The sequence below is a fragment of the Embleya sp. NPDC001921 genome, assembly GCF_053594475.1.
The window spans coordinates 109,473-130,203 of record NZ_JBSFEO010000013.1; the positions used below are offsets into that span (position 1 = coordinate 109,473).

Annotated in this window: 16 protein-coding genes; 10 read left to right on the forward strand and 6 right to left on the reverse strand. The window is 70.9% G+C overall.

Features of this window, described 5'->3' with window-relative positions; all coding sequences use genetic code 11:
* Positions 1-31: 31 nt before the first annotated feature.
* Positions 32-970: an aldo/keto reductase gene (locus ACWCPW_RS17625; protein ID WP_449762460.1), complete on the reverse strand. Its 939-nt coding sequence runs from the start codon at positions 968-970 to the stop codon at positions 32-34.
* A gap of 187 nt (positions 971-1,157) precedes the next feature.
* Here ACWCPW_RS17625 and ACWCPW_RS17630 point away from each other — a divergent pair, with 187 nt between their 5' ends.
* Positions 1,158-1,727, forward strand: coding sequence for a hypothetical protein (locus ACWCPW_RS17630; RefSeq protein ID WP_449762461.1), 570 nt, complete (start codon positions 1,158-1,160; stop codon positions 1,725-1,727).
* 117 nt (positions 1,728-1,844) lie between these two features.
* Here the strand turns inward: ACWCPW_RS17630 and ACWCPW_RS17635 are convergent, their stop codons facing one another.
* The 4 genes from ACWCPW_RS17635 to ACWCPW_RS17650 all read right to left on the reverse strand — a co-directional run bounded on the left by ACWCPW_RS17635 (position 1,845) and on the right by ACWCPW_RS17650 (position 8,253).
* Positions 1,845-2,792: an alpha/beta hydrolase gene (locus ACWCPW_RS17635; RefSeq protein WP_449762462.1), complete on the reverse strand. Its 948-nt coding sequence runs from the start codon at positions 2,790-2,792 to the stop codon at positions 1,845-1,847.
* A gap of 243 nt (positions 2,793-3,035) precedes the next feature.
* Complete coding sequence (locus ACWCPW_RS17640) at positions 3,036-4,970, reverse strand: flavin-containing monooxygenase (protein WP_449762463.1); 1,935 nt, start codon at positions 4,968-4,970, stop codon at positions 3,036-3,038.
* 320 nt (positions 4,971-5,290) lie between these two features.
* A complete protein-coding gene (locus ACWCPW_RS17645; protein WP_449762464.1) occupies positions 5,291-6,916 on the reverse strand; it encodes an MFS transporter in 1,626 nt (541 codons plus the stop codon).
* 284 nt (positions 6,917-7,200) lie between these two features.
* Positions 7,201-8,253 (reverse strand): hypothetical protein, encoded by a 1,053-nt coding sequence (locus ACWCPW_RS17650; RefSeq protein ID WP_449762465.1) that lies wholly within the window; start codon positions 8,251-8,253, stop codon positions 7,201-7,203.
* Positions 8,254-8,816: 563 nt separating this feature from the next.
* On the opposite strand from ACWCPW_RS17650, the gene ACWCPW_RS17655 reads away from it, so the two are divergent.
* Complete coding sequence (locus tag ACWCPW_RS17655; protein WP_449762466.1) at positions 8,817-9,563, forward strand: FadR/GntR family transcriptional regulator; 747 nt, start codon at positions 8,817-8,819, stop codon at positions 9,561-9,563.
* A gap of 52 nt (positions 9,564-9,615) precedes the next feature.
* Here the strand turns inward: ACWCPW_RS17655 and ACWCPW_RS17660 are convergent, their stop codons facing one another.
* Positions 9,616-11,022, reverse strand: a complete 1,407-nt coding sequence (locus tag ACWCPW_RS17660; protein ID WP_449762467.1) for an aldehyde dehydrogenase family protein — start codon at positions 11,020-11,022, stop codon at positions 9,616-9,618.
* Positions 11,023-11,144: 122 nt separating this feature from the next.
* On the opposite strand from ACWCPW_RS17660, the gene ACWCPW_RS17665 reads away from it, so the two are divergent.
* From ACWCPW_RS17665 to ACWCPW_RS17700, 8 genes are all read left to right on the forward strand, one after another.
* The gene (locus ACWCPW_RS17665; RefSeq protein WP_449762468.1) at positions 11,145-12,254 is read left to right on the forward strand and encodes a zinc-binding dehydrogenase; all 1,110 of its coding nucleotides are present in this window, start codon (positions 11,145-11,147) and stop codon (positions 12,252-12,254) included.
* Positions 12,255-12,335: 81 nt separating this feature from the next.
* Positions 12,336-13,124, forward strand: a complete 789-nt coding sequence (locus ACWCPW_RS17670) for an enoyl-CoA hydratase/isomerase family protein (RefSeq protein ID WP_449762469.1) — start codon at positions 12,336-12,338, stop codon at positions 13,122-13,124.
* A 1-nt stretch (position 13,125) separates the two neighbouring features.
* Positions 13,126-14,289 (forward strand): acyl-CoA dehydrogenase family protein, encoded by a 1,164-nt coding sequence (locus ACWCPW_RS17675; protein WP_449762470.1) that lies wholly within the window; start codon positions 13,126-13,128, stop codon positions 14,287-14,289.
* Positions 14,286-15,272: an acyl-CoA dehydrogenase family protein gene (locus ACWCPW_RS17680; RefSeq protein ID WP_449762471.1), complete on the forward strand. Its 987-nt coding sequence runs from the start codon at positions 14,286-14,288 to the stop codon at positions 15,270-15,272. Before ACWCPW_RS17675 ends, ACWCPW_RS17680 begins: the two co-directional genes overlap by 4 nt.
* Before the next feature lie 570 nt (positions 15,273-15,842).
* Positions 15,843-17,369, forward strand: a complete 1,527-nt coding sequence (locus ACWCPW_RS17685; RefSeq protein WP_449762472.1) for an ABC transporter substrate-binding protein — start codon at positions 15,843-15,845, stop codon at positions 17,367-17,369.
* A 150-nt stretch (positions 17,370-17,519) separates the two neighbouring features.
* A complete protein-coding gene (locus ACWCPW_RS17690) occupies positions 17,520-17,978 on the forward strand; it encodes a nuclear transport factor 2 family protein (RefSeq protein ID WP_449762473.1) in 459 nt (152 codons plus the stop codon).
* A 170-nt stretch (positions 17,979-18,148) separates the two neighbouring features.
* Positions 18,149-19,723 carry an alkaline phosphatase D family protein gene (locus ACWCPW_RS17695; protein WP_449762474.1) on the forward strand — a complete coding sequence of 525 codons (1,575 nt, stop codon included), beginning with the start codon at positions 18,149-18,151 and terminating at the stop codon, positions 19,721-19,723.
* Between the two features lie 143 nt (positions 19,724-19,866).
* Positions 19,867-20,568: an Lsr2 family DNA-binding protein gene (locus ACWCPW_RS17700; protein WP_449762475.1), complete on the forward strand. Its 702-nt coding sequence runs from the start codon at positions 19,867-19,869 to the stop codon at positions 20,566-20,568.
* Positions 20,569-20,731: the final 163 nt, after the last annotated feature.

Consider the following 20,731-nt stretch of genomic DNA (forward strand, 5'->3'; position numbering starts at 1 on the left):
GCCTGGCTCGTTCGTGGGTCCGGCTCCCGACCTACCCCGGGTGTCCGCCGGCTGCCTTCGTGATGTCCGCGAGCAGTTCGGTGGGCAGATCCTCCAGCGCGGCGACGTTGGCGGCGACCTGCTCGGCCGAGGTGGCGCCGACCAGCACCGAGGCGACGGTCGGCTGGGCGGCGAGCCAGGACAGGGCCAGGCCGGTCATGGTGCGCCCGGTGTTCGCCAGCGCCCGCAGTCGCTCGACGACGGCGAAGTTGGCGTCGGTGGCCATGGAGGCGAAGTAGGGCAGGGTCGCCAACCGCGATCCCTCGGGAAAGTCCTCGTCCTGCCGGTACTTGCCGGTGAGCAGCCCCGAGGCCAGGGGAAAGTACGGGATGACCCCGACCCCGAAGTGCGCGGCCGCGGGTACCGATTCGTGTTCCGCGGCACGCGAGAGCAGGTTCCACTCCAACTGGACCGCGGCGAAGCCGACCGTGCCGCGGGCGCGCGAGGTGTGCACGGCGTCGGCCAGTTGCCAGGCGGCGAGGTTGGAGGCGGCGGCGTAACGGATCTTGCCGGCGCGCACCAGGTCGTCCAGAGCCGTCAGGGTCTCCTCGATCGGCGTCTGCGGGTCGGGGTAGTGCTGGTAGTACAGGTCGATGTGGTCGGTGCCCAACCGGCGCAGGCTGCCCTCGCAGGCGCGGATCACGTGTCGCCGGGACGACCCGCCACCGTACGGGCCGGGGGCGACCGCCCCGCCGAACTTCGTGGCGAGCACCACGTCGTCGCGGCGGGTGCCGAGGGCTTTTCCGAGGATCTCCTCGGAGCGTCCGCCCGCGTAGATGTCGGCGGTGTCGAACAGCGTGATGCCGCGGTCCAGGGCGGCGTCGACGACGCGTGAGGCCGCCGCCTGGTCGATGCGCATGCCGAAGTTGTTGCAGCCGAGCCCGAGGGTGGACACCTTGAGGCCGGTCCGACCGATGGTTGCGTAGTGCATGAAGGCTCCTTGGGATGAAGACCCGAGACGACGGACGCCCGTCAATTTATGTGTAACGTATACGCGAAATCAGACGGCGAGCGGGATCGTCAGCTTGTGAAGCTCATCATAACCATGATAGCCATGATGTGAATGGCTGCATCAGGTCTCGACCGGGTCGGCCCCCCTTCGGACGAGGAGTTTCGGTATGGCCGCACCCGAGGACGATCCCGTCTCGCGGCGAATCACCCACGTGGAACTGCTGCACCGTCCCGGCGAGCGCACGCACGCCCGGCGGCTGCTCGAACTGCTGGGGTGTCGTGTCCTGGACCGGGGAGGTCACTTCTTCAGCGCCTTCGTCGAACCCGGGGTGACCGACTACCGGAGCAACGTCCTGTACGCGTCCGAGGTGACCCCCCAGCAGTGGGCCTTCGAACAGCAACTGGACACCGAGGCCGCCGACGGGCCGCTCGCCCGAGCACGGTCGGCCTGGAGCACGCACATGCGGGCGCATCCCCAGTACACGTACCACTTCGGGCTGCGGCTGCCGTCCGAGGAGGCGCTGGAGGCGGGCCTGGCGGGTATCGAGGCGGCCGGTCGCGAGGGCGGCGAACTCGCGGGCCGCGTCGAGGTGGTGGCGGTGTTTCGCCCCGGTGATCCCGGCGCCGCGACCGACACGATGGTCCAGGCCTTCGTCCGCACCGACGTCGTGGCATGCGGCCTGGTCAGCCTCGGGCAACACATCGAACTCCAATGGCACCTGCCCCCCGCGACGTGACCGTCGCGACCGCTCCGATCGCCCGGGTCGCCCGGGTCGCCCGGGTCGCCCGGGTCCCCCAGGTCGCCCCGGTCGCACGAAACCACGCGGTTTCGCGCGACCGGGGACGGGTCGACGTCAATCGGTGGTCAGCGCCTTGTGCAGGGCCGCGCACACCTCGTCGAGTGCCCGCGAGCAGGCCGGGACGGCGGCGAAGTACGACAGGAAGCCGTGCAACATGCCGGGGTAGGGGCGGAACTCCACCTCGACGCCGGCTTTCGTCAAGGCGACGGCGTAGGCCGCGAAGTCGTCGCGTCCGTGGTCGTAGCCGGGTGCGACGATGATCGCCGGGGGCAGGCCGGACAGGTCGCTCGCGTGCACGGGAGACAGGTACGGGTCGCGCGGGTCGTGCCCGGCCGTGTACGCGGCCCACATCGAACGGCCGGTCGCCGCGCTCACCATGGGCGCGTGGGCCATCTCGGTCCAACTGGGGCGCTGCGACACCGCGTCCAGTCCGGGGTAGGCAAGCATCTGGCAGCGGAATGTCGGGCCGCCGCGGTCACGGGCCATCAGGCAGGTGACGGTGGCCAGGTTCGCGCCGGCGCTGTCGCCGCCCACGGCCACGCGTGCCGGGTCCGCGCCGATGTCGGCCGCATGCTCGACGACCCACGACGCCGCCGTGTAGAAATCCTCCAGCCCGGCGGGGTACGGGTTCTCCGGAGCCAGACGGTAGTCGACGGAGACGACGAGCACGCCGGCCCGGTTGGCGATCTCCCGGCACAGCGCGTCGTGGGTGTCGAGGTCGCACACGGACCATCCGCCGCCGTGGCCGAACACGAGCACGGGCAACGACGCCGCGGGGGAGGGCGCGTAGACGCGCACGGGGATCGTCCCGCCCGGGCCGGGCAGGGTGCGGTCCTCGACCCGATGGACCTCGGACCCGGGCCGGCGCGCGGATGCGGCCCTCGCGTGCTCGCGGACGGCGCGGACGCTGTTCGCGGTGATGGGCGGCATCATGGGAACGCCGACCATGGCGGCCGCCAACTCGGGGGGAAGCAGGGGATAGTCGTTCGGATCGAAAGTCATGACCTACCTCGGGGGAGATGCGGACGAACGCGCGCCACCGCGCGGGGCAGGCAACAGCGCGACTGGTGAAGGTGATCGACCCGGTCAATCCGTAAGCCGGCCGCCGACGTCGGGTCGGGATTCTTGTGGTTTCGGAGGCCGCGTCGTCACCTCGCGGTTCGCCGCCGCCGCGAGGTGACGGTGGGAGACCGGACTGCGTCCGCCCCGGGAGGGGGAGGGACGCATCGGGCGGGCCGGGCGGGGTCAGGTGAGGAGGTATTCGTTCTCCTGTGGCGCGCGGGTCATCCACCAGTAGTCGACCAGGCGCCAGGGATTGGAGACGACCACGCGGCCGGAACTGTTGCGGTAGTAGCCGCGGACGGAGGAGTGGCTCCAGACGAGACCGTCCAGGGCCCGGTCGACGGTTTCGTTGTAGGCGTCGTGGGCCTGTTCGGTGGGTTCGATGGCGGTTGCGCCGCGGGCGTGCATGAGGCCCAGGCAGCCGAGGATGTAGTTGACCTGTGTCTCGCTGATGATGTTGACGCCGGCGCCGTGGTTCGGGGCGGAGTTGGGGCCGCCGATGACGAAGAAGTTCGGGAACCCGGGCACGGTGACCCCGCGCAGGGCGCGCGGGTCCTCCTCGCCCCAGACGTCGCGCAGGGCGACGTTGTCGCGGCCGGTGATGTCGATGCCGTCGAGCATGGGCAGGAGGTGGTACCCGGTGGCCAGGACGACGACGTCGGCCTCGACGACCTCGCCGTCGGCGGTGGCCAGGCCCTCGGCGGTGGCGTGGGTGATCGCGGAGGTCTCCAGGCGGACGTGGTCGCGGCGCAGCATGCGGTACCAGTCGCAGTCGCGCAGGATCCGCTTGCCGAACGGCGGATAGGCCGGGACGGCCTTCGCGAGGAGGTCGGGCCGGCCGTCGAGTTCCTCACGGGCGTAGGAGAGGAGCCACTGGCGGGCGTCCTCGTTGGCCTGGGACACCGATTCGGTCATGGTCCAGTCGGGGTCCACGACCACGCGGGGGTAGTTGCCGTCGGCGGTGATCCAGTAGGTGAGGGTGCGGAACCACTCGGCGTAGAACGGCACGTGCCGCATGGCCCAGCGGGCGCCGTCGGGGACGACGAGGCTGTCCGCGCGGCGCGGCATGATCCACGAGGGCTGACGCTGGAAGACGGTCAGTTCACGGACTTGGTCCACGACGGCGGGGCCGAGCTGCATGGCGCTGGCGCCGGTGCCGATCAGGGCGACGCGCTTGCCGGCGAGGTCGACGTCGGGGTCCCAGGCGGCGGTGTGGATCACCGGACCCGCGAACTTGTCCAGGCCGGGGATGTCGGGGTGCATCGGGGCCTGGAAGAACCCGATGGCGCTGATGACGGCGTCGGCCCGCTCCGTGTGTTCGACACCGTCCGGTCCGCGGCTGGTGACGGTCCAGCGGCGGGTGGTCTCGTCGTAGCGGGCGCCGGTGACCTCGGTGTCGAAGCTGGTGTTCTCGCGCAGGCCGTACGCGTCGGCGCAGGTGCGCAGGTAGTCCCACACCACCTGGCCGTTCGAGTAGTACTCCGGCCAGTCGGGGTTGATCTCGAAGGAGAAGGAGTAGAAGTGGCTGGGGGTGTCCACCCCGATCCCCGGATAGCGGTTGGCCAGCCACGTTCCGCCGACGTCCGCGTTGCGGTCGTAGACGCGGTAGCTGTAGCCGGCCTCGGCGAGCTTGATGGCCGCGCACATGCCGCTGAGCCCCGCGCCGATTATCACCGCGTGAAAGCCGTTCGGCGGGCTCGCGCGGACCTGGACGGGTACGGCCTCGCGAGCGCTGAAACCGCCCTGTTCGCGCAGCAGCGGCAGGAACTCGAAGTCGACCGCCTCGCCGACGCAGACGGAGGCCATGCGTTGGAACAACTCGTCGGGCAGCGGCCGATCGGCCTCCGGCGGGGCGGGGCGGGTCAGCGCCTCGGTGAGCAGGTCGCGGGCGCGGGCGGCAAGGTCCGCCCGCTGGGTCTTGGGTGCCGTCGGCGCGAGGGCCGGGGCGAGTTCCTCCAGGAGCGGTGCGTCGCGGGTGAGGTGGATCAACGACATCAACACGATGCGCGGGTCGGCCTGTTCCAACTGCCGCCGGATCTCGGGTCGAGCGGTTCGCGGCAGGGGCAGAGCCGCGGCGCGAGGGCGCGGATACGCGGCTTCGACGGTGGGCGTGGGCATGCGGGGCCTCCGGGAGTGTTGTGCCTCGATCGCGGTCGGCCGAGGCCGGGATACATCCCGCCGGCTGACCAAGGAGGTTGTTGAATAGACACTCTGTCCAGCGAGCAAATGATGCCCACCCGGGTGACAACTGTCCAGAGCCGCCGCCGAACATCGGACCGTCCGAGGTCACAAATTTGTGTACTGGTCTCTCGAAATTCACCGGTCGACCCGGCGGAATCGCCGAAACGCCGACGCGGGCGTGCCTGCGTCGGCGTTTCGGCGAACTGCGGCCGTATGGTCGTCGGAGCCGGGCCGTCGTGGCGTGGGCGGATCCTCGATCAGTGAACCTCGGCTTCCGCGCCCCCGGTGGCGGGGGTGCGACCCGTGCGCATGACCACGGCCAGCACGGTGCCGACGAGCGCCGCCGCGGCCAACACCCACAGGGCGGTGGTCCATCCGGAGTCGGTGTACACCTGGGGTATCTCGGTGGCGACCGTGCCCTGCCCGGTGGGGGAGGGCGACGTCATGCGGAAGGCGTGCGCGGACAGCACCGCCGTCGCGACGGCGGTGCCCAGGGCCGCGCCGAACGACTGCGCGACGGCGAGCATCCCGGCCCCGATACCCGACGACTCCTTCGGCACGGCCTCGACGATGAGGTTGTTGGCGGCCGCGTAGTACAGGCCCATACCGACGCCGTAGAGGCTCATCACGAGCATCACCGCGATCCAGGTGCCGTGGAAGCCGGCCAGCAACGCCATCGACAGGGTCAGGACGGCCATGGCGGCGACGAGCGGGGCGCGCAGGCCGGACCGTTGTCCCCACCATCCGCCGAGCGGGCCGGCGGCCATGCCGGTCAGCGACATGCCGATGGTGATGTGCACGGCGTACCCGAGCAGACTCAGGCCCAGGGCGTACCGCATCCCGCCCTCGAACGTGATGACCTGACGCATCATCTCGACCGGCGCGTGCGCCTGCGCCGCGGCTCCGGCGAGGATGCCGTCCCTGATCTCGCCCGCGTCGGTCTGTGCCATGTACGGAACGGCGAAGCCCGCGCCGCCGATCACCACGTTCGCCAGGAATCCGATCGCCAGGACGATCGAGACCTTGGGAGCCCGCAGCAGCTTCGGGTCCATCATCGGCGCCGGCGTCCGCGTCTCCCACGCCCAGAAGGCGACCAGTACCATCAGGCCGGCGAGCAGGTAGCCCCACGCGGACGGCCTGCCCCAGCCCCAGCTCTGACCGTTGCTCAGGTACACCAGGACGAGCGCGGCGCCCGCGCCGATCAGGATCGCTCCGACCCAGTCGAGCTGCTGTCGGGCCCGAACCCTGCTCTCGGGCACCAGCCACACCATGAGGGGGATGAGTACCAGCATGTAGACGACCAGGAACCAGAACAGCGACCGCCAACTGTAGGCCTCCGTCAGTGCCCCGCCCACGAGCGGGGACAGCACACCGGACAACCCGAAGCCGGTCGCCAGCGCGCCGATCGCGATGGGTACGTACCGGCGGGGCACCAGGTCGCGGAGCAGGCCCACCGCGATGGCGGTCAGGGCGAAGCAACTCGCCTGCAGGGCCCGGCCGACCAGGAACAGTGTCCAGTCGTCCGTCGTCGCGCACAGCAGGGACCCGGCGAGGAAGGAGACGCTGCCCGCCAGCATGACGCGGCGTTTGCCGTACAGGTCGGCGAGATTGCTCACGATCGGTGTCGTCGCTCCGCCGACCAGGCCCAGGATGATGATCATCCAGGTGAGGTTGTCCCCGACCTCCGGCCAGGTGTGGCCCACCTTCTGGACCGCGGGCGCGATCATGGCGTACTGCAGGGGCACCACCTCGGCGAACATGATGACGACGGCCACGACCGCGACGACGCGCCCTGGCGAGGCGCCGTCGAGCCGACCGGTGTCGACCTCGATTTCGTTGCCGGCTTCTGTGGCGGGAGGCTCGGCCTCGGCCCGAGTGGTCATGGGGGATTCCTTTCGCGCGGTGGTTCGCCTCCCGGGACGTGGGCGCACACAGCGCAACAGCGAGGGAGGGACGCGGGTACGAGGGTGTGTGAGTCGAGCGTGCCGACCTTCGCGGACACGGAAGGTGCTGCGGTCGGGACGCCGGGATGTCGCTCACCCGGCCGCGAAGGCTCGTCGGTGGCGGGCCGCTCTGTTGTGGGAGCAGGCGACTCGTCGAACCGGCACCGCGCGCCCGTCCGCCCCTCGCACGAGGGGGCGGACGGGCGCGCGTTCCGCGGGACGCGTCAGACAGTGTCCGGTGTGGCCCAGTCGGTGGTGGGGGCGATCGCGTAGGTCGCGATGAGGGCGCGGATGAAGTCCTTGTCGTTCATCGGGTCCGAGGGTTCGGCGACCTCGACTCCCCGGGCTCGCAGGTCCGCCAGGAGGCGTTCGAAGACGATGTCGTGGGTGAGGTCGTCGGAGTGGTCCATGTTCTTCCTCAGTTCGTCGTGGTCCGCGTAGACCTCGGCGTTCCAGTGGACGAGCAGGCGCATCTCCTCGGGCCGGTAGCGGCGGATCGCCTCGCCGTCGGTGGTGATCGCCCAGTCGTCGCGGGAGGCGTCCCAGCCCAGGAGCGAGCGGTTCTTCAGGCCGGGTGTGTCGCGCTCGTCGGGGCGGCCCACCGGGTCGCCGCGGTGGAACATCGCCTCGTTCTGCACGACCACGCCCTTGTTCCACAGGGGGTGGTCCAGGCGCTTGGGCTCGCCGTGCGGCCCGTCGGGCCAGTAGGTGAAGGTGCCGTTCTCGCCGAGGTACCACCACGTGATGACCTGGGCCATCTTCACCAGGTGGTCGGTGAACAGGCCCGAGCGCCCCATGACGTTCATCAGCCACGTGGGGGAGTTCTCGTAGCGGATGCCGCGGAAGGTGACCGCGTCCAGGTGCGAGGTGAGTGTGCTGTGGTGCGGGCCGCACAGGTTGAACAGCATCATCGTGGGGCGGGCGTACTCGCCGCCCCAGTACGCCTTCGCCAGGTCCAGGAAACGGGAGTTGTAGAAGCAGTCCTCCAACTCGGGGTACAGCACTGTGGAGTTCTGGGCGAAGAACCCGCGGAAGTGGGCGCCGGCGATGTCGTCGAGCGTGAGGTTCAGGACCTGGTCGTTGTCCGGGCCGCTGGAGGTGGCGACCAGTTCCTCGATCGAGTCGAAGGTCTGGGCGACGATCGTCGGCCACGGGCCGTGCTGCTTGAGGACGTCGAGGATCCGTCCGTGCTGGTCGTCGGTGTACACACCCTCCAAGACCTTGGGCGGTGCCACCGGTCGCAGGATGTCGTTGAGCTGTGTCAGGGTCGGGCTCATCGTGTGGTTTCCCTTCCGGGCGGCGCGACGCTCGGTGGCCGCCTGCGAATACTTATTCCGTACACAAATTCCGCCCGCGTGACGCGTCCCCTCGTCGGGTGGAGCGAATCGCCCGACTCGGTGCGCGGGGCCGGCCGAGCGCGCGGGGCCGGCCGAGAGAGATCGATCCCGGAGGGGGAGGATCGCCGACGCGGGCAGGACCTCGACCCGCGGGTTCGGGTCGACGGGTTCGTTCGGTTCGGGGTTCTTGCGCACCCCGGAGCGGTGCGTTGCCTTGGGAGCAGCCCGTCGGGGCGGTGGTTCCCGGCACAGTAGGACGACGGGAAGACGAGGTCAACGGGATCGACCGTGTGACCGAGGTCATGCGGGTGAAGCCGTCGGTTTCCGAGGCTATCAATTTTGCGTTGCTGTTACGCGAAAGCTTGCCATTCGTCGGCCCGACGTGCCACCCCGGATCGTTCGAGATCGGCCCGGGAGACAGGTGACGCAGCCCGGTACGCTTTCCTGTACAGGAATAGGTCGAGTCGGATGCGCTGCCGGTGTTCGCCGGGGAACGGGCAGGTATGAGCACGAACATCGAGGACAGGTCGTGGCGTGGGCCCAAGGCGTCGCAACGGCTGGCGCAGGTCTTGGCGCGGCCGATCCTCACCGGCGCGCTCCGTGAGGGCGACCGCCTGCCCAACGAGCAGGAGATGATGCTGCGCTACGAGGCCGGCCGCCCGACCGTGCGCGAGGCGCTGCGACTGCTGGAGGCCCGCGGCCTGATCACGCTCAAGAGCGGTCCGGGAGGGGGGCCGATCGTACGACACCCGCGCAAGGAGAGCCTGGGGGAGTCGCTCAGTCTCCTGCTCCAGATCGAGGGCGCCTCCTTCGGCGACGTCGCGGACGCCCGTCGCGCGTTGGAGCCGATGCTCGCCCGGCGGGCGGCGGAGCGGATCACTCCGGAGCAGGTGGTCGAACTCGACGAGACGGTGCGCCTGCTGCGGGAGAACCCCGGCGACCAGCAGGTGTTCGCCGCCCAGAACCAGCGGTTCCACGCCGTGGTCGCGGAGGCGGCGCGCAGTGTCGTGCTGGACGTGTTCGCCAGTTCGCTCAAGGCGCTGGCGGACGGCGTGCGGGTGGGCGTGACCTATTCGGCACGCAAACAGGCCGCCGTCGCGGCCGCCCACGAGGTCATTGTGGCGGCTCTGCGGACGGGCGATCCGGACGCCGCGGAAGCGGCGATGCGCGAACACCTCGAGGAGGCCGAGCGGTATTGGCGTCGCCGATACCCGGACCTGATGGGCCGCCCGGTCGAGTGGACGTACTGAGGTCTCGCGGCCCGGGCGCCGGCCGCGCCCGACCCGCCGGGGCCTGGCGCCGTCACAGTTGGAGCGACTGCAGTTCGTAGTACTCCTCCAACCCCGCGCGGCCGAACTCGCGGCCGCGTCCGGAGGACTTCACGCCGCCGAAGGGGGCGGCGGTGTGGAAGCGCCCGCCGTTGACGTCGACCTGCCCGGTCCGCAGCCGAAGCGCCACGGCGGCGGCGCTCTCCCGGTCCGGGCCCCACACCGCGCCGGAGAGGCCGTATCGGGTGCCGTTGGCGATCCGCACGCCTTCGTCCACGTCGTCGTAGGGCGTGATGGCCAGGACGGGTCCGAAGACCTCCTCCTGCCCGAGTACCGACTCCGGCGCGACGTCGGCGAACACGGTCGGGCGCACGAAGAACCCGCGCGCGAGGCCGTCCGGCGCGTGCGCGCCGCCGACGGTGAGTCGGGCGCCGTCGGCGGCGGCGCGCTCGATGAATGCCCGGACGCGGTCGCGCTGGGCGGCCGAGATCAGCGGTCCCTGCCTGGTGGCCGGGTCGGCGGGATCGCCGAGGGTGAAGCGGGCGGCGGTCGCGGTGGCCGCCTCCACCGCCTCGACGTAGAGCGAACGGTGCACCAGCAGGCGGGTCTGCGCGAGGCAGGTCTGGCCGGAGTTGAGGAGGCAACTGTTCACGGTCGCCCGCGCGGCCGCGACCGCGTCGGCGCCCGGCAATACCAACGAGGCCGACTTGCCGCCGAGTTCGAGCTGCACGCGCTTGAGCCCGGCCGCGGCGTGCACGGCGAGGCCGGCCGCCGTGGAGCCGGTGAAGGAGACCATGTCCACCTCGGGATGACGTACCAGCGCGTCGCCGATCTCGAGGCCGAGGCCGGAGACGAGATTGAACACCCCGGGCGGGAAGCCGGCCGCGTCCACCGCCTCGGCGAGCAGGTGGGGGACCAGCGGGGCGACCTCGCTCGGCTTGAGGACGACGGTCGAGCCGCTCAGCAGCGCGGGCACGACCTTGGCCACGATCTGGAGCAGTGGATAGTTCCAGGGGGTGACGGCCACGACCACGCCGACGGGCCGGCGGTGCACCAGCGAGTTCGCGACCTCATGGGGTTCCTCGATGCCCTCCGCCGCGGCGAGGAAGTCGGCCACGGCGCCGATCGGCAGCATCGTCTGCAACGGACGGGCCATGCGTACCGGGGTGCCGACATCGCGCACGACGGCCGAGGTCAGCTCGTCGGCGCGGGCGGTGAGCGTGTCCCGGAGCCCGCGCACGAGGGCGATGCGCTCGGACTGCGGGGTCGCCGCCCAGGTGTCCGCCGCACGGCGGGCGGCCATCACGGCAGCGTCCGCGTCCCGGGCGGTGCCTCGCGGGACGTGGTCGTAGACCTGTTCGGTGGTCGGGTCGATCACCGGGACGGTGGCCGGGGACGAGGAGTCGCAAAAGCGTCCGTCGAGGTAGATGGTCGGCGGCATGAAAAGTCCTCCCGATGGTGGGGGCGGCGGGGCGGGATGGTGACCCTTGACGATTTCTCAGGTCAATGATCTATTCCATGTACATAGATAGCACGCCGAGCATCGAGAGGCGGATCACCCCAATGTTCGAAGGACGCATCGCCCGGTTCGACGCACCCGAGCAGCCGTTCGAGATCCAGGAGGTCTCGCTCGCCGGTCGCGGGATCCTCCCCGGCGAGATCCTGATCCGGGTCACCCGTGCCAACGTCTGCGGCAGCGACCTGCACGCCTGGCACGGCAACTTCGACACCCGCGGCCTCGGCGGCAAACTCCCCACCGTCCTCGGGCACGAGATGGTCGGACGCGTCGCCGCCCTCGGCGAGGGCACCGGCCGCGACACCGACGGCACACCCCTGGAACCGGGGACGCGCGTCGTCTTCCCGTACTTCTTCGCCTGCCACGTCTGCCGGTACTGCGTCTCCGGACGCAGCGCCGGATGCACCCGGCTGCGCATGGCCATGCTCACCAGTGCCGCCGAACCGCCCTACTACGTCGGCGCGTTCGGCGACTACTTCGTCCTGCCGCCCGGCGCGCTGCTGTACACGGTGCCCGACACGCTCTCCGACGAGGTCGTCTCCGGAGCCAACTGCGCCCTGTCGCAGGTGATGTACAGCCTCGACCGCGCACAACTGGGCTTCGGCGAGACCGTCGTCGTCCAGGGCGCCGGCGGCCTGGGCCTGTACGCCACCGCCCTGGCCAAGGCCCGCGGCGCCCGCACCGTGATCGTCCTCGACGCCGTCGCCGAACGCCTCGAACTCGCCCGGGAGATGGGCGCCGACGCCACCGTCGACATCACCGTCGCGACCGACGCGCGATCCCGGATCAAGAAGATCCAGGCGCTCACCGACGGCGGCGCCGACGTCGTGGTCGAACTCGTCGGATCACCGGCCGTCGTCGACGAGGGCATCCGCATGCTCGGCCGCTTCGGCCGCTACCTCAGCGTCGGCAACATCAGCGCCAAGCGCACCTACGAGGCCGACCCGTCCCGACTGACGATGACCAACAAGAGCGTCATCGGCGTGTCCCTGTACGAACCCTCCGCGCTGGGGAAGAGCCTGCACTTCCTCGAGACCGTGCACGACCGCCTGCCCAAGCGGTTCACCGAAAGCACCGTCTTCCCCCTGGACGCCGTCAACGAAGCGTTCCGGGCCGCCGACCACCGCGACGTCGTCCGCGCCGCGATCGTGCCCTGAACGCAACCCCCCGCCGCAACCCGTGCGACCGAACCCGCGAACCCGGCCCGAACCCGCGAACCCCCCGAACCCGAGGACTCGATGAGCAGCCCCGCCGAACTCGACTACTCCCACGCCGACCACATCGCCACCATCACCCTCGACCGCCCGCACCACAAGAACGCCTTCACCCTGGAGATGGTGGACGCCTGGGCCGAGGCCCTGCGCAAGGCCGAGGCCGACCCCGAAGTGCGGGTGGTCGTCGTCACCGGCGCCGCAGACACCTTCTGTTCGGGGGTGGACCTGGACGCCTTCGCCGAGCGCGAGCGCACCCCCCTGGCGGAGAAGCAACTCATGTCCCGCATCCACCAGGTGGCCTTCGCCGCGGAGGCACTGACCAAGCCCTATCTCGCGGTCGTGGCCGGCGCGGCCGTCGGCGCGGGAATGGACATGGCGCTGATGGCCGACATCCGGATCGCGGGCGAATCGGCCCGCTTCTGTGAGGGCTACGTCCGCGTCGGCCTCGTACCCGGCGACGGCGGCTGCTGGTACCTGCCCCGCATCGTCGGCACCGCCACCGCCCTGCGCCTGCTGTGGACCGCCGACTTCGTCGAAGCCCCGGAAGCGCTCGCCCTCGGCCTGGTCAGCGCCGTCCATCCCGACGACCAACTCCAGGGCGAGGCACGCCGATTCGCCCTCAAGCTCGCCGCCCGCCCGCCGCTGGCCGTGCAACTGATCAAGCGCGCCGTACGCGCGGGCGAACGCCAGGACCTGCGCACCGCGCTGGACCTGATCTCCTCCCACCAGGCCGTGATGACCTCCACGGCCGACTCCCACGAGGCGATGGACGCCTTCCGCACCCGCCGCCCCGGCGACTACACGGGGAAGTGAGATGGCCACGACACGCGAACGCGAGACCACCGCCGCGGCGAACGGCCGCCCCGCGACCGGCACCGCCGTCGCGGACCTGCGCCGGCGGGTCCGCGACCTCACCACCCAATGGCGCGTCCAGGGCCGCTACACCCCGCGCAGCGACAACTGGATGCGCGGCTTCGCCCCCGACTTCAGCCGCGAACTCGCCCGCCGCGGCCTGCTCGGCCTCGCCTGGCCCACCGAGTACGGCGCAGGCCTGGGCCAGGTCGCCCGGCTCGCGGTCACCGAGGAACTCCTGCGCGCCGGCGCGCCGGTGGCCGCGCACTGGATCGGCGAACGCCAGATCGGCCCCGCCGTCCTGCGGTACGGCAGCCCGGAGCTGCGCGCCGAGATCCTGCCGCTCATCGCCCGCGCCGAGGCCGTCCTCTGTCTGGGCATGAGCGAACCCGACGCCGGATCCGACCTCGCCGCCGTCCGTACCACGGCCGAGGCGGTGCCCGGTGGATGGACGGTCAACGGCCGCAAGATGTGGACCACCGGCGCCCATCACGCCACCCACATCTACCTGCTCGCACGCACCGCGCGCGGCGAACGCAGGCATCACGGCCTCACCGAGTTCGTCGTCGACATGGACACCGCCGGCATCGAGGTCACCCCCATCGTCGACCTCGCGGGCGAGCACCACTTCAACGAGATCACCTTCACCGACGTCCACGTCCCCGCCCACCGCCTGCTCGGGACGGTCGGCGAGGGCTGGCGCCAGGTCGTGGAGCAACTGTCGTTCGAACGCGGCGGCCCCGAACGCGTCCTGTCGACGTATCCGCTGCTGGCCCGGTGCGTGGAGGCCCTCGCGGGCGACCCCCCGCACGCGCGTGACCTGCGCATCGACCTCGGGAGGCGCACCGCGCGCCTGGCCACGTTGCGTCGGCTCGCCCTCCAGGTCGCCCGCCAGGTGGACGAGGGCCGGGCGTCGACGGTCGAGGCCGCCACGCTCAAGTACCTCGGCAACGCCTTCGAGAACGACGTGGTCGACTTCGCGCGCCGAGTGTGCCGGCGCATCCCGGACCCGGCACTGCGGGCCGCGTTCGACCAGGCGCTGCTCGCCTCGCCGGGTTTCACCATCCGAGGGGGCGCCGCCGACGTGCTGCTGTCCCTGATCGCCAAGCAGGAGACCCGCACGTGAAAGACGTCCACGCCGCATTGCGCGACCTCGTCGACGACATCACCGCCGCGCTCAACGACCCCGACCGGCTGTGGGACGATGTCGTCGGCCTGGGCCTGCACACCATCGGCGTCCCCGAGGGCGACGGCGGTTCCGGCGGCGACCTCGCCGACCTGGTCACCGTGGTGGGCCGGTTCGCCCACCGGGCGGCGTCCGTACCGGTCGCCGAACACGCCGTGGCCGCCTGGACGTTGACCCGCGCCGGCAGGCCGTTGCCCGCGGGCGGGCCCCTCGTGGTGGTCTTCGGCGGCGTTCCCGGGGCGGGCGGCCCGTACCCGGCCGTGCCCTGGGGCCGCCGCGCGGCCGGCCTGGTCGTGGTCGGCCCGGACGACGTGGTCCGGTACGCCGACCTCGCCGGGCGGCGGGTCGAGGTAGGGGAGGGGGCCAACCTGGCCGGGGAACCGCGCGACGCGGTCGACCCGGGTGACACCCCCCTCGTCGACCTCGCCGGGGCACCCGACGCGGACGTGATCCGGGCCCGGATCGCCATGCTGCGCGCCGCGGCCCTGGCGGGAGCGTGCGCGGGAGCATACGAAATGACGCGCTCATACGTGAAGGAACGCCGGCAGTTCGGGCGTCCCCTCATCGACATCCCCGCCGTGGCCGCCTCTCTCGCGACCATGAAGGTCACCGGGCTCCAGGTGAACGCCGCCGTCGACCGCGCCGTGGACCTGCACGCCGGCCCCGCGGGCCCCGAAACCCTGCTCGCCGCCGCGGCGGTCGCCCGCGTCGTCGCCGCGGAGGCCACCGACACCGTAGCCAGGCTCGCCCACCAACTCCACGGGGCGATGGGCGTCACCCGCGAGTACCGCCTGCACCCCCTCACCACCCGGCTGTGGGCCTGGCGCGACGAGTACGGCGACGAGGAATCCTGGGCCCGACTCCTGGGCGCCCTCACGACCGGCGGGGGCGAACCCGACCTGTGGGAACGACTCACCGGCTGAACACCCCGCCCGGCCACCCCCGCCCCACCCACCGGTCGGTCCCACCGCGGCCGATGGACGGCGTCCCCTTCGACAGGTCCTGCCAAGGCCTGTGCGACACCCGGCGGTCCCTGCCGAGGCGTTGACCGGGGCACGGATCGCCCGCGAAGAGGAGACGTTCACCGTCGACGGTTTCCGCCTCGTCCGCCCACGCTGCGAGGCGGAGGCGCCTCGGCGGCCGCGCCATCCGTGGATGCCGCCGGGCCACCTTGGCGAGCACATATTGAGTAACGACTACGCAAATTCGATGCGCCGGGCGACGTCGTGGGATTCGTGTACTGGACTATCGCAATTGTTCGGTCCACACTCGATGCGCGATCCCCGGTGCCGACGATCCGGAACATCCGATTCCGATCCGGCCGCCCGAATACGCGCCGCTGCGCGCGCTGCCGACGATGCGACATCCCGTGACGGCCCGATGCCGCCGTGTTCCCTTCCGACGAGAGGAAGCTCGTGTTCAGGAGACGCACCGGAGTCACCCCCCGGACTCCCGCCCCAGGCTCCCGCAACCGCGCACGGTTCTGGGCCGCCGTGACCGCCGCCACCGCGCTCGTCGCCGGTTGCGGATCCGGTGGCGAGGAGAAGCGGGCGGCCGGCGGCCCGCCGCGATCCGGCGGCAGCATCGTCATGGACACTCTCCAGGACGCGGCGACCCTCGACCCGTTCACGGCGCTCAAATCCGCGGTGGCCGACTCGCCGCGCCTGGACGCCCTCTACGACGGCCTCGTGTACATCGACGCCAAGAGCGGCACGATGCGACCGCAACTGGCCGAGTCCGTCGCCATGACGCCGGGCAATCCGTCCGAATGGACGGTCAAGGTACGTCCCGGGGTCACCTTCACCGACGGCTCCGCCTTCGACGCGGAGGCGGTGAAGTTCAGTTGGCAGACCCAGGCGGATCCCGCCGTTCGGTCCTATCGCATGCTCGCGGCGTCGGGATTGACCCTGACCGTGGCCGACCCGCTCACCCTCACGGTGACACTGCCCGCGCCCAACACCTTCTTCGACCGGGTGATCGCCCAGGAACTCAACTGGATCGTCTCGCCGACCGCATACCGCGCGGACCCGAAGGGTTTCGGCGCCAAGCCCGTCGGCGCCGGCCCGTTCAAGCTCCGGAAATGGGTTCGCGGCAGCCGGATGACGATGGTCAAGAACCCGACGTACTGGGGCGGACCCGCCCGCCCGTACCTGGACAGCATCACCTTCGACGTGGTCGCGGAGGAGAGCCAACAACTCGCCAATGTCGTATCCGGCCGGGCACAACTGTTGAACTCGTCCAACGGCGCGAACATCGAACGGGCACGGACCGAGAAGCTCGAGGTCGACGAAGTCGTTTCGGGGGGTGGGCAGTTCGTCACGTTCAACACCACCCGCCCCCCGTTCGACGATCCACGAGCGCGTCGTGCCGTCGCCCTCGCCCTCGACCCGGCCGACATGGCGAAGACCCTGCGCAACGGATACGTGCCGGCGCTCGGGCTCTCGCCGTCCCAGAGCCCGTTCGTCTCCCCCGGCGCGGACCAGCCAGGACCCGACAAGGCGGAGGCACAGCGCCTGTTCGACCAACTCGCGGCCGAGGGCAAACCGATGAACTTCGGGTACCTCGTTCCCCAGGCCCGCAGCTCGATGCAGGTCGCGGAGTACTTCCAGAGCCGGCTCAACCAGTTTCGCGGCGTCCGGATGACCATCGAGAGCCTGGACTACTCCGCCTACGCCACGCGGTACGGCATCCAACGCGACTTCCAGGCGACCCTGTCCCAACAATGGTGGGCGCACCCGGAACCCAACCTCCACAACCTCGTGCACTCCCAGAGCCCCCAGAACTACGCCGGCCTGCGCAGTCCCGAGATCGACGCGGCATTGACCCGAGCGCGGACCAGCCAGGACGAGGATGTGCGCCGGCAGGCGTACACCGAGGTCCAACGGATCCTCTCGCGCGAACTCCCCTACTGGGTCTATGCGCAGGCCACCGTCGCGGTGATCGCGTCATCGAAGGTCACGGGCGTGGTCCAGGTCAACGACGGCACGTATTTGCCCGGTGAACTCGCCCTGACCGGCTGAGGAATCGGAGCGGGCGTCCGGTCCCACCGCCGGCCGACGCACGGTACGCGATCGTTGCCGGCGGCGGTGAGTCGTACCCCACTATCCGCGGCGACATCTTCACGACGTTCTCACGGCAACTCGACCCCGGAAACAAGGAGAGGGACGATCATGCACGACCGCCTCGCAGTCCACGAACTCATGCATCGCTGGTGGTACGTCTACGACGAGGGACAGTTCGACATCTGGCCGCGGATGTTCACACAGGACACGTGGTTCACCTCCCGTACCGACACCGGCAAGCATCCCTACGAAGCCTTCATCGCCTCGGACAACCGCGGGCGCGACAAGGTGTTGGCGTGGCAGAAGGAACACCGCCTCGCCAGCCCGTATCCGCTGCGCCACCACGGCACCAACATCCACGTCGACGGCGAGACGGGCCAGGACGTCTCGATCACCTCGTACCTCCACGTCACGCAGACGGTCGGACAACTGCCTTCGGCGGTGGCGAGCGGCATCGTGCGGGCCGTGGTTCGTCGAGAGGGCGGCGCATACCGCCTCGCCGTCGTACACGTCGTCCTCGACACGGTCGACTCCGTTTCCTTCGCCGAGCGTTCGGTCGATTCCTGATCCGGTGCCCGGGTGTGCCCAGCCTCGATGTGCCCAGCCTCGATGTCATCTCGTTGTGCCGCATGGGCAACCCGGGCTCCACTCCTGCCCCTTCCCAGTCGAAGCACGTGTCTCAACCCCCTTGCCGCGACCCGGTCCCACCCGGCCGTGCCACACCTTCGGAGGAACGCATGACTGGAACTCCCCTGCACCGCCGCGACTTCGTCCGCATCACCGCCGCCTCCGGCGCGGCGGCCGTCGGTATCGCCGCGGCCCCCGCAGCACAGGCCGCCGAGGCGGTGGGCGTCGCGCGGGGGTCGTCGTTCCTGCACGGCGTCGCGTCCGGTGACCCTGTGCCCGACGGGGTCGTCATCTGGACCCGCGTCACCCCCGACCCCGACTGCCACCCGGGTTCGCGGCGCGGCCCGGCCGGCCTCGTGTTCTGGGAGGTCGCCCTCGATCGCGACTTTCGGCACCCGGTGCGTGCCGGTCGGACCCGCACCGGCCCCGACCGTGACCACACCGTCCACGTCGATGTGCGCGGCCTGCGCCCCGGCACCACCTACCACTTCCGCTTCCGAACCGCCCACGACAGCTCGCCGGTGGGGCGCACCAGGACCGCGCCGGCCGCCCGGCAACAGGTCGCGGGCCTGCGCTTCGGTATCGCGTCGTGCGTCAACTACGCCAACGGCCACTTCGCCGGCTACCGGCACCTCGCACGGCGCGGCGATCTCGACGCGGTGATCCACCTCGGGGACTACATCTACGAGTTCGCGACCAGGCCGGGCGACGTCCGCACCATGGAGCCGGCCGCCGCGTGCCGCACGCTGGCCGACTACCGCGCCCGGCACGGCCGGTACCGCACGGACCCCGACCTGCAGGCGATGCACGCCGCAGCACCGATCATCGCCACGTGGGACGACCACGATGTATGCAGCGGATGGTGGTCCGGGGGCGCGGATGAGCACGATCCGGCCTCCGACGGGAGTTGGGCGGACCGCGTCGCGGCGGCGAAACAGGCGTACTTCGAATGGCTGCCCGTACGCCGGGCGGTGCCCGGTTCCACGCAGCGTTGCCTGTCCTTCGGCACCCTCGCCGACCTGAACATGCTCGATCTGCGCAGCTTCCGCTCCCGGCAGGTCGCGCCGACCGACACCGCCGGCCTCGACGACCGAGCGCGCACCCTCACCGGCCGCGACCAGATGGGCCGGCTCAAGGACGGCCTCGCGCGCGGTACGGCCGCCTGGAATCTGATCGCCGGCTCCGTCATGGTCGCGCCGTGGTGGCTGCCCAGCGGACGTCCCGAGGCGCCCGTGACCGTCAACCCCGACCAGTGGGACGGCTACCGGGCCGAACAAAGCGAGTTGTTCACCCACCTGCGCAACCACGACAAACGCAACACCGTCTTCCTGACCGGCGACCTGCACTCCTCGTGGGCCGGCGAGGTCCCGGCGCCCGGTGGAGGGGCGCCGATCGCATCGCAGTTCGTGATGACGTCGGTTACCTCGACGCCCTTCGGCACGCTGTACCCCGACGGAGTGGGCGCGCAGATCGTCGCCGCGATCCTCGAGCTGAACCCGCACCTGCAATGGGGCGAAGCCGAATCCAACGGCTGCGGCGTGCTGGACGTGACCGCCGCACGCGTGCAGATGGACTGGTACAAGGTCGCCGACCGCACCAAGCCGGACAGCACGGTCACCCACCTGAAGTCGTTCGCCGTCGACGGAGCGACGAAGCGGATGGTGCCCGCGACCACGCCGGTCTGACGTGACGGCGCGCGCGTCGGTCCTCGGCGACGACACGTGGCTCACGTTCGACGACGACACGGTCCGTCGCCGGTGCACCGGCTGACGTCCGATCGGCGTCGGGGAGGGGCCCGGGAGCGGCACGTTCGCGATGTACTGGTCCGGTGACCCCTCGCACCGACCTCGCCGCTCTGACCGCGCTGTGCCCGCCTCCCGCCGTCGTTCCGCCGGCGCCCGACTGGTCCCTCGCCGAGGGCGAGCTGGGCCTGAGCCTGCCCCGGGACTACAAGGAACTCGTGGCCGTTTACGGGCCCGGCGAATTCTGCGACTTCCTCACCCTGTACCGGCCTGGTGCCCTCAGCGAGTGGGTCGACCTGACCGGCCCCATGCCCGCGCGTCTGCGCGCGCAGCTCGACGAGGGCCGGACCGTCGACGCGCGTCGTTCCGGGGCGCTTCCGTGCGCGACCGAGGATCTCCTCGCGGCGGGCGTCACCGGGAACGGGCACCACCTGTTCTGGGACACCCGGCCCCGAGACGACCCCGACCGGTGGAGGGTCGCCGTCACCGAACGTCTGAGCGCCCCCTGGTTCACGTACCGCGGGTCGGTGACGGCGTTTCTCGTCGACGTCCTCGGCGGGACGCTGCGCGTCCCGCTGTTCCCCCGAGACCTCCTCGACAACGGGCCCGCCTTCACCCCGTCCCGGCTCCGCGGTCGCGTACCGGTCACCGCCCTGAACACCTGGTCGTCCGTCAGCACGAGCACCATCCGTACCTGGGCCAGGGCGAACGGCTACGACGTGCCGGACCGCGGGCGCGTCCCGATCGCGATCCTCGAGGCCTGGGAGGCGGCGACGCACTCCGACTGACCTCGTCGCGGCGGTCAGGTCGGATGTACGGACAGGCCACACAAGCCCATGCCTGTGGGGTGGCGGTGCGCGGGGCGTGTTCCTGTCGCCCTCGCGCCTCGCGGCGACGATGCGGCCCGCCCGGCGAGGGAGCCGAACTGCGATTGCTCCATGATGTGTTCGT

Bases quoted from the DNA above. Each gene is read 5' to 3' on its own strand.
- ACWCPW_RS17650 (WP_449762465.1), bottom strand. From the start codon at position 8,253: ATGAGCCCGACCCTGACACAGCTCAACGACATCCTGCGACCGGTGGCA.
- ACWCPW_RS17675 (WP_449762470.1), top strand. From the start codon at position 13,126: ATGGCCACGACACGCGAACGCGAGACCACCGCCGCGGCGAACGGCCGC.
- ACWCPW_RS17670 (WP_449762469.1), top strand. From the start codon at position 12,336: ATGAGCAGCCCCGCCGAACTCGACTACTCCCACGCCGACCACATCGCC.
- ACWCPW_RS17695 (WP_449762474.1), top strand. From the start codon at position 18,149: ATGACTGGAACTCCCCTGCACCGCCGCGACTTCGTCCGCATCACCGCC.
- ACWCPW_RS17665 (WP_449762468.1), top strand. From the start codon at position 11,145: ATGTTCGAAGGACGCATCGCCCGGTTCGACGCACCCGAGCAGCCGTTC.
- ACWCPW_RS17690 (WP_449762473.1), top strand. From the start codon at position 17,520: ATGCACGACCGCCTCGCAGTCCACGAACTCATGCATCGCTGGTGGTAC.
- ACWCPW_RS17630 (WP_449762461.1), top strand. From the start codon at position 1,158: ATGGCCGCACCCGAGGACGATCCCGTCTCGCGGCGAATCACCCACGTG.
- ACWCPW_RS17625 (WP_449762460.1), bottom strand. From the start codon at position 970: ATGCACTACGCAACCATCGGTCGGACCGGCCTCAAGGTGTCCACCCTC.
- ACWCPW_RS17635 (WP_449762462.1), bottom strand. From the start codon at position 2,792: ATGACTTTCGATCCGAACGACTATCCCCTGCTTCCCCCCGAGTTGGCG.
- ACWCPW_RS17645 (WP_449762464.1), bottom strand. From the start codon at position 6,916: ATGACCACTCGGGCCGAGGCCGAGCCTCCCGCCACAGAAGCCGGCAAC.
- ACWCPW_RS17640 (WP_449762463.1), bottom strand. From the start codon at position 4,970: ATGCCCACGCCCACCGTCGAAGCCGCGTATCCGCGCCCTCGCGCCGCG.
- ACWCPW_RS17660 (WP_449762467.1), bottom strand. From the start codon at position 11,022: ATGCCGCCGACCATCTACCTCGACGGACGCTTTTGCGACTCCTCGTCC.
- ACWCPW_RS17655 (WP_449762466.1), top strand. From the start codon at position 8,817: ATGAGCACGAACATCGAGGACAGGTCGTGGCGTGGGCCCAAGGCGTCG.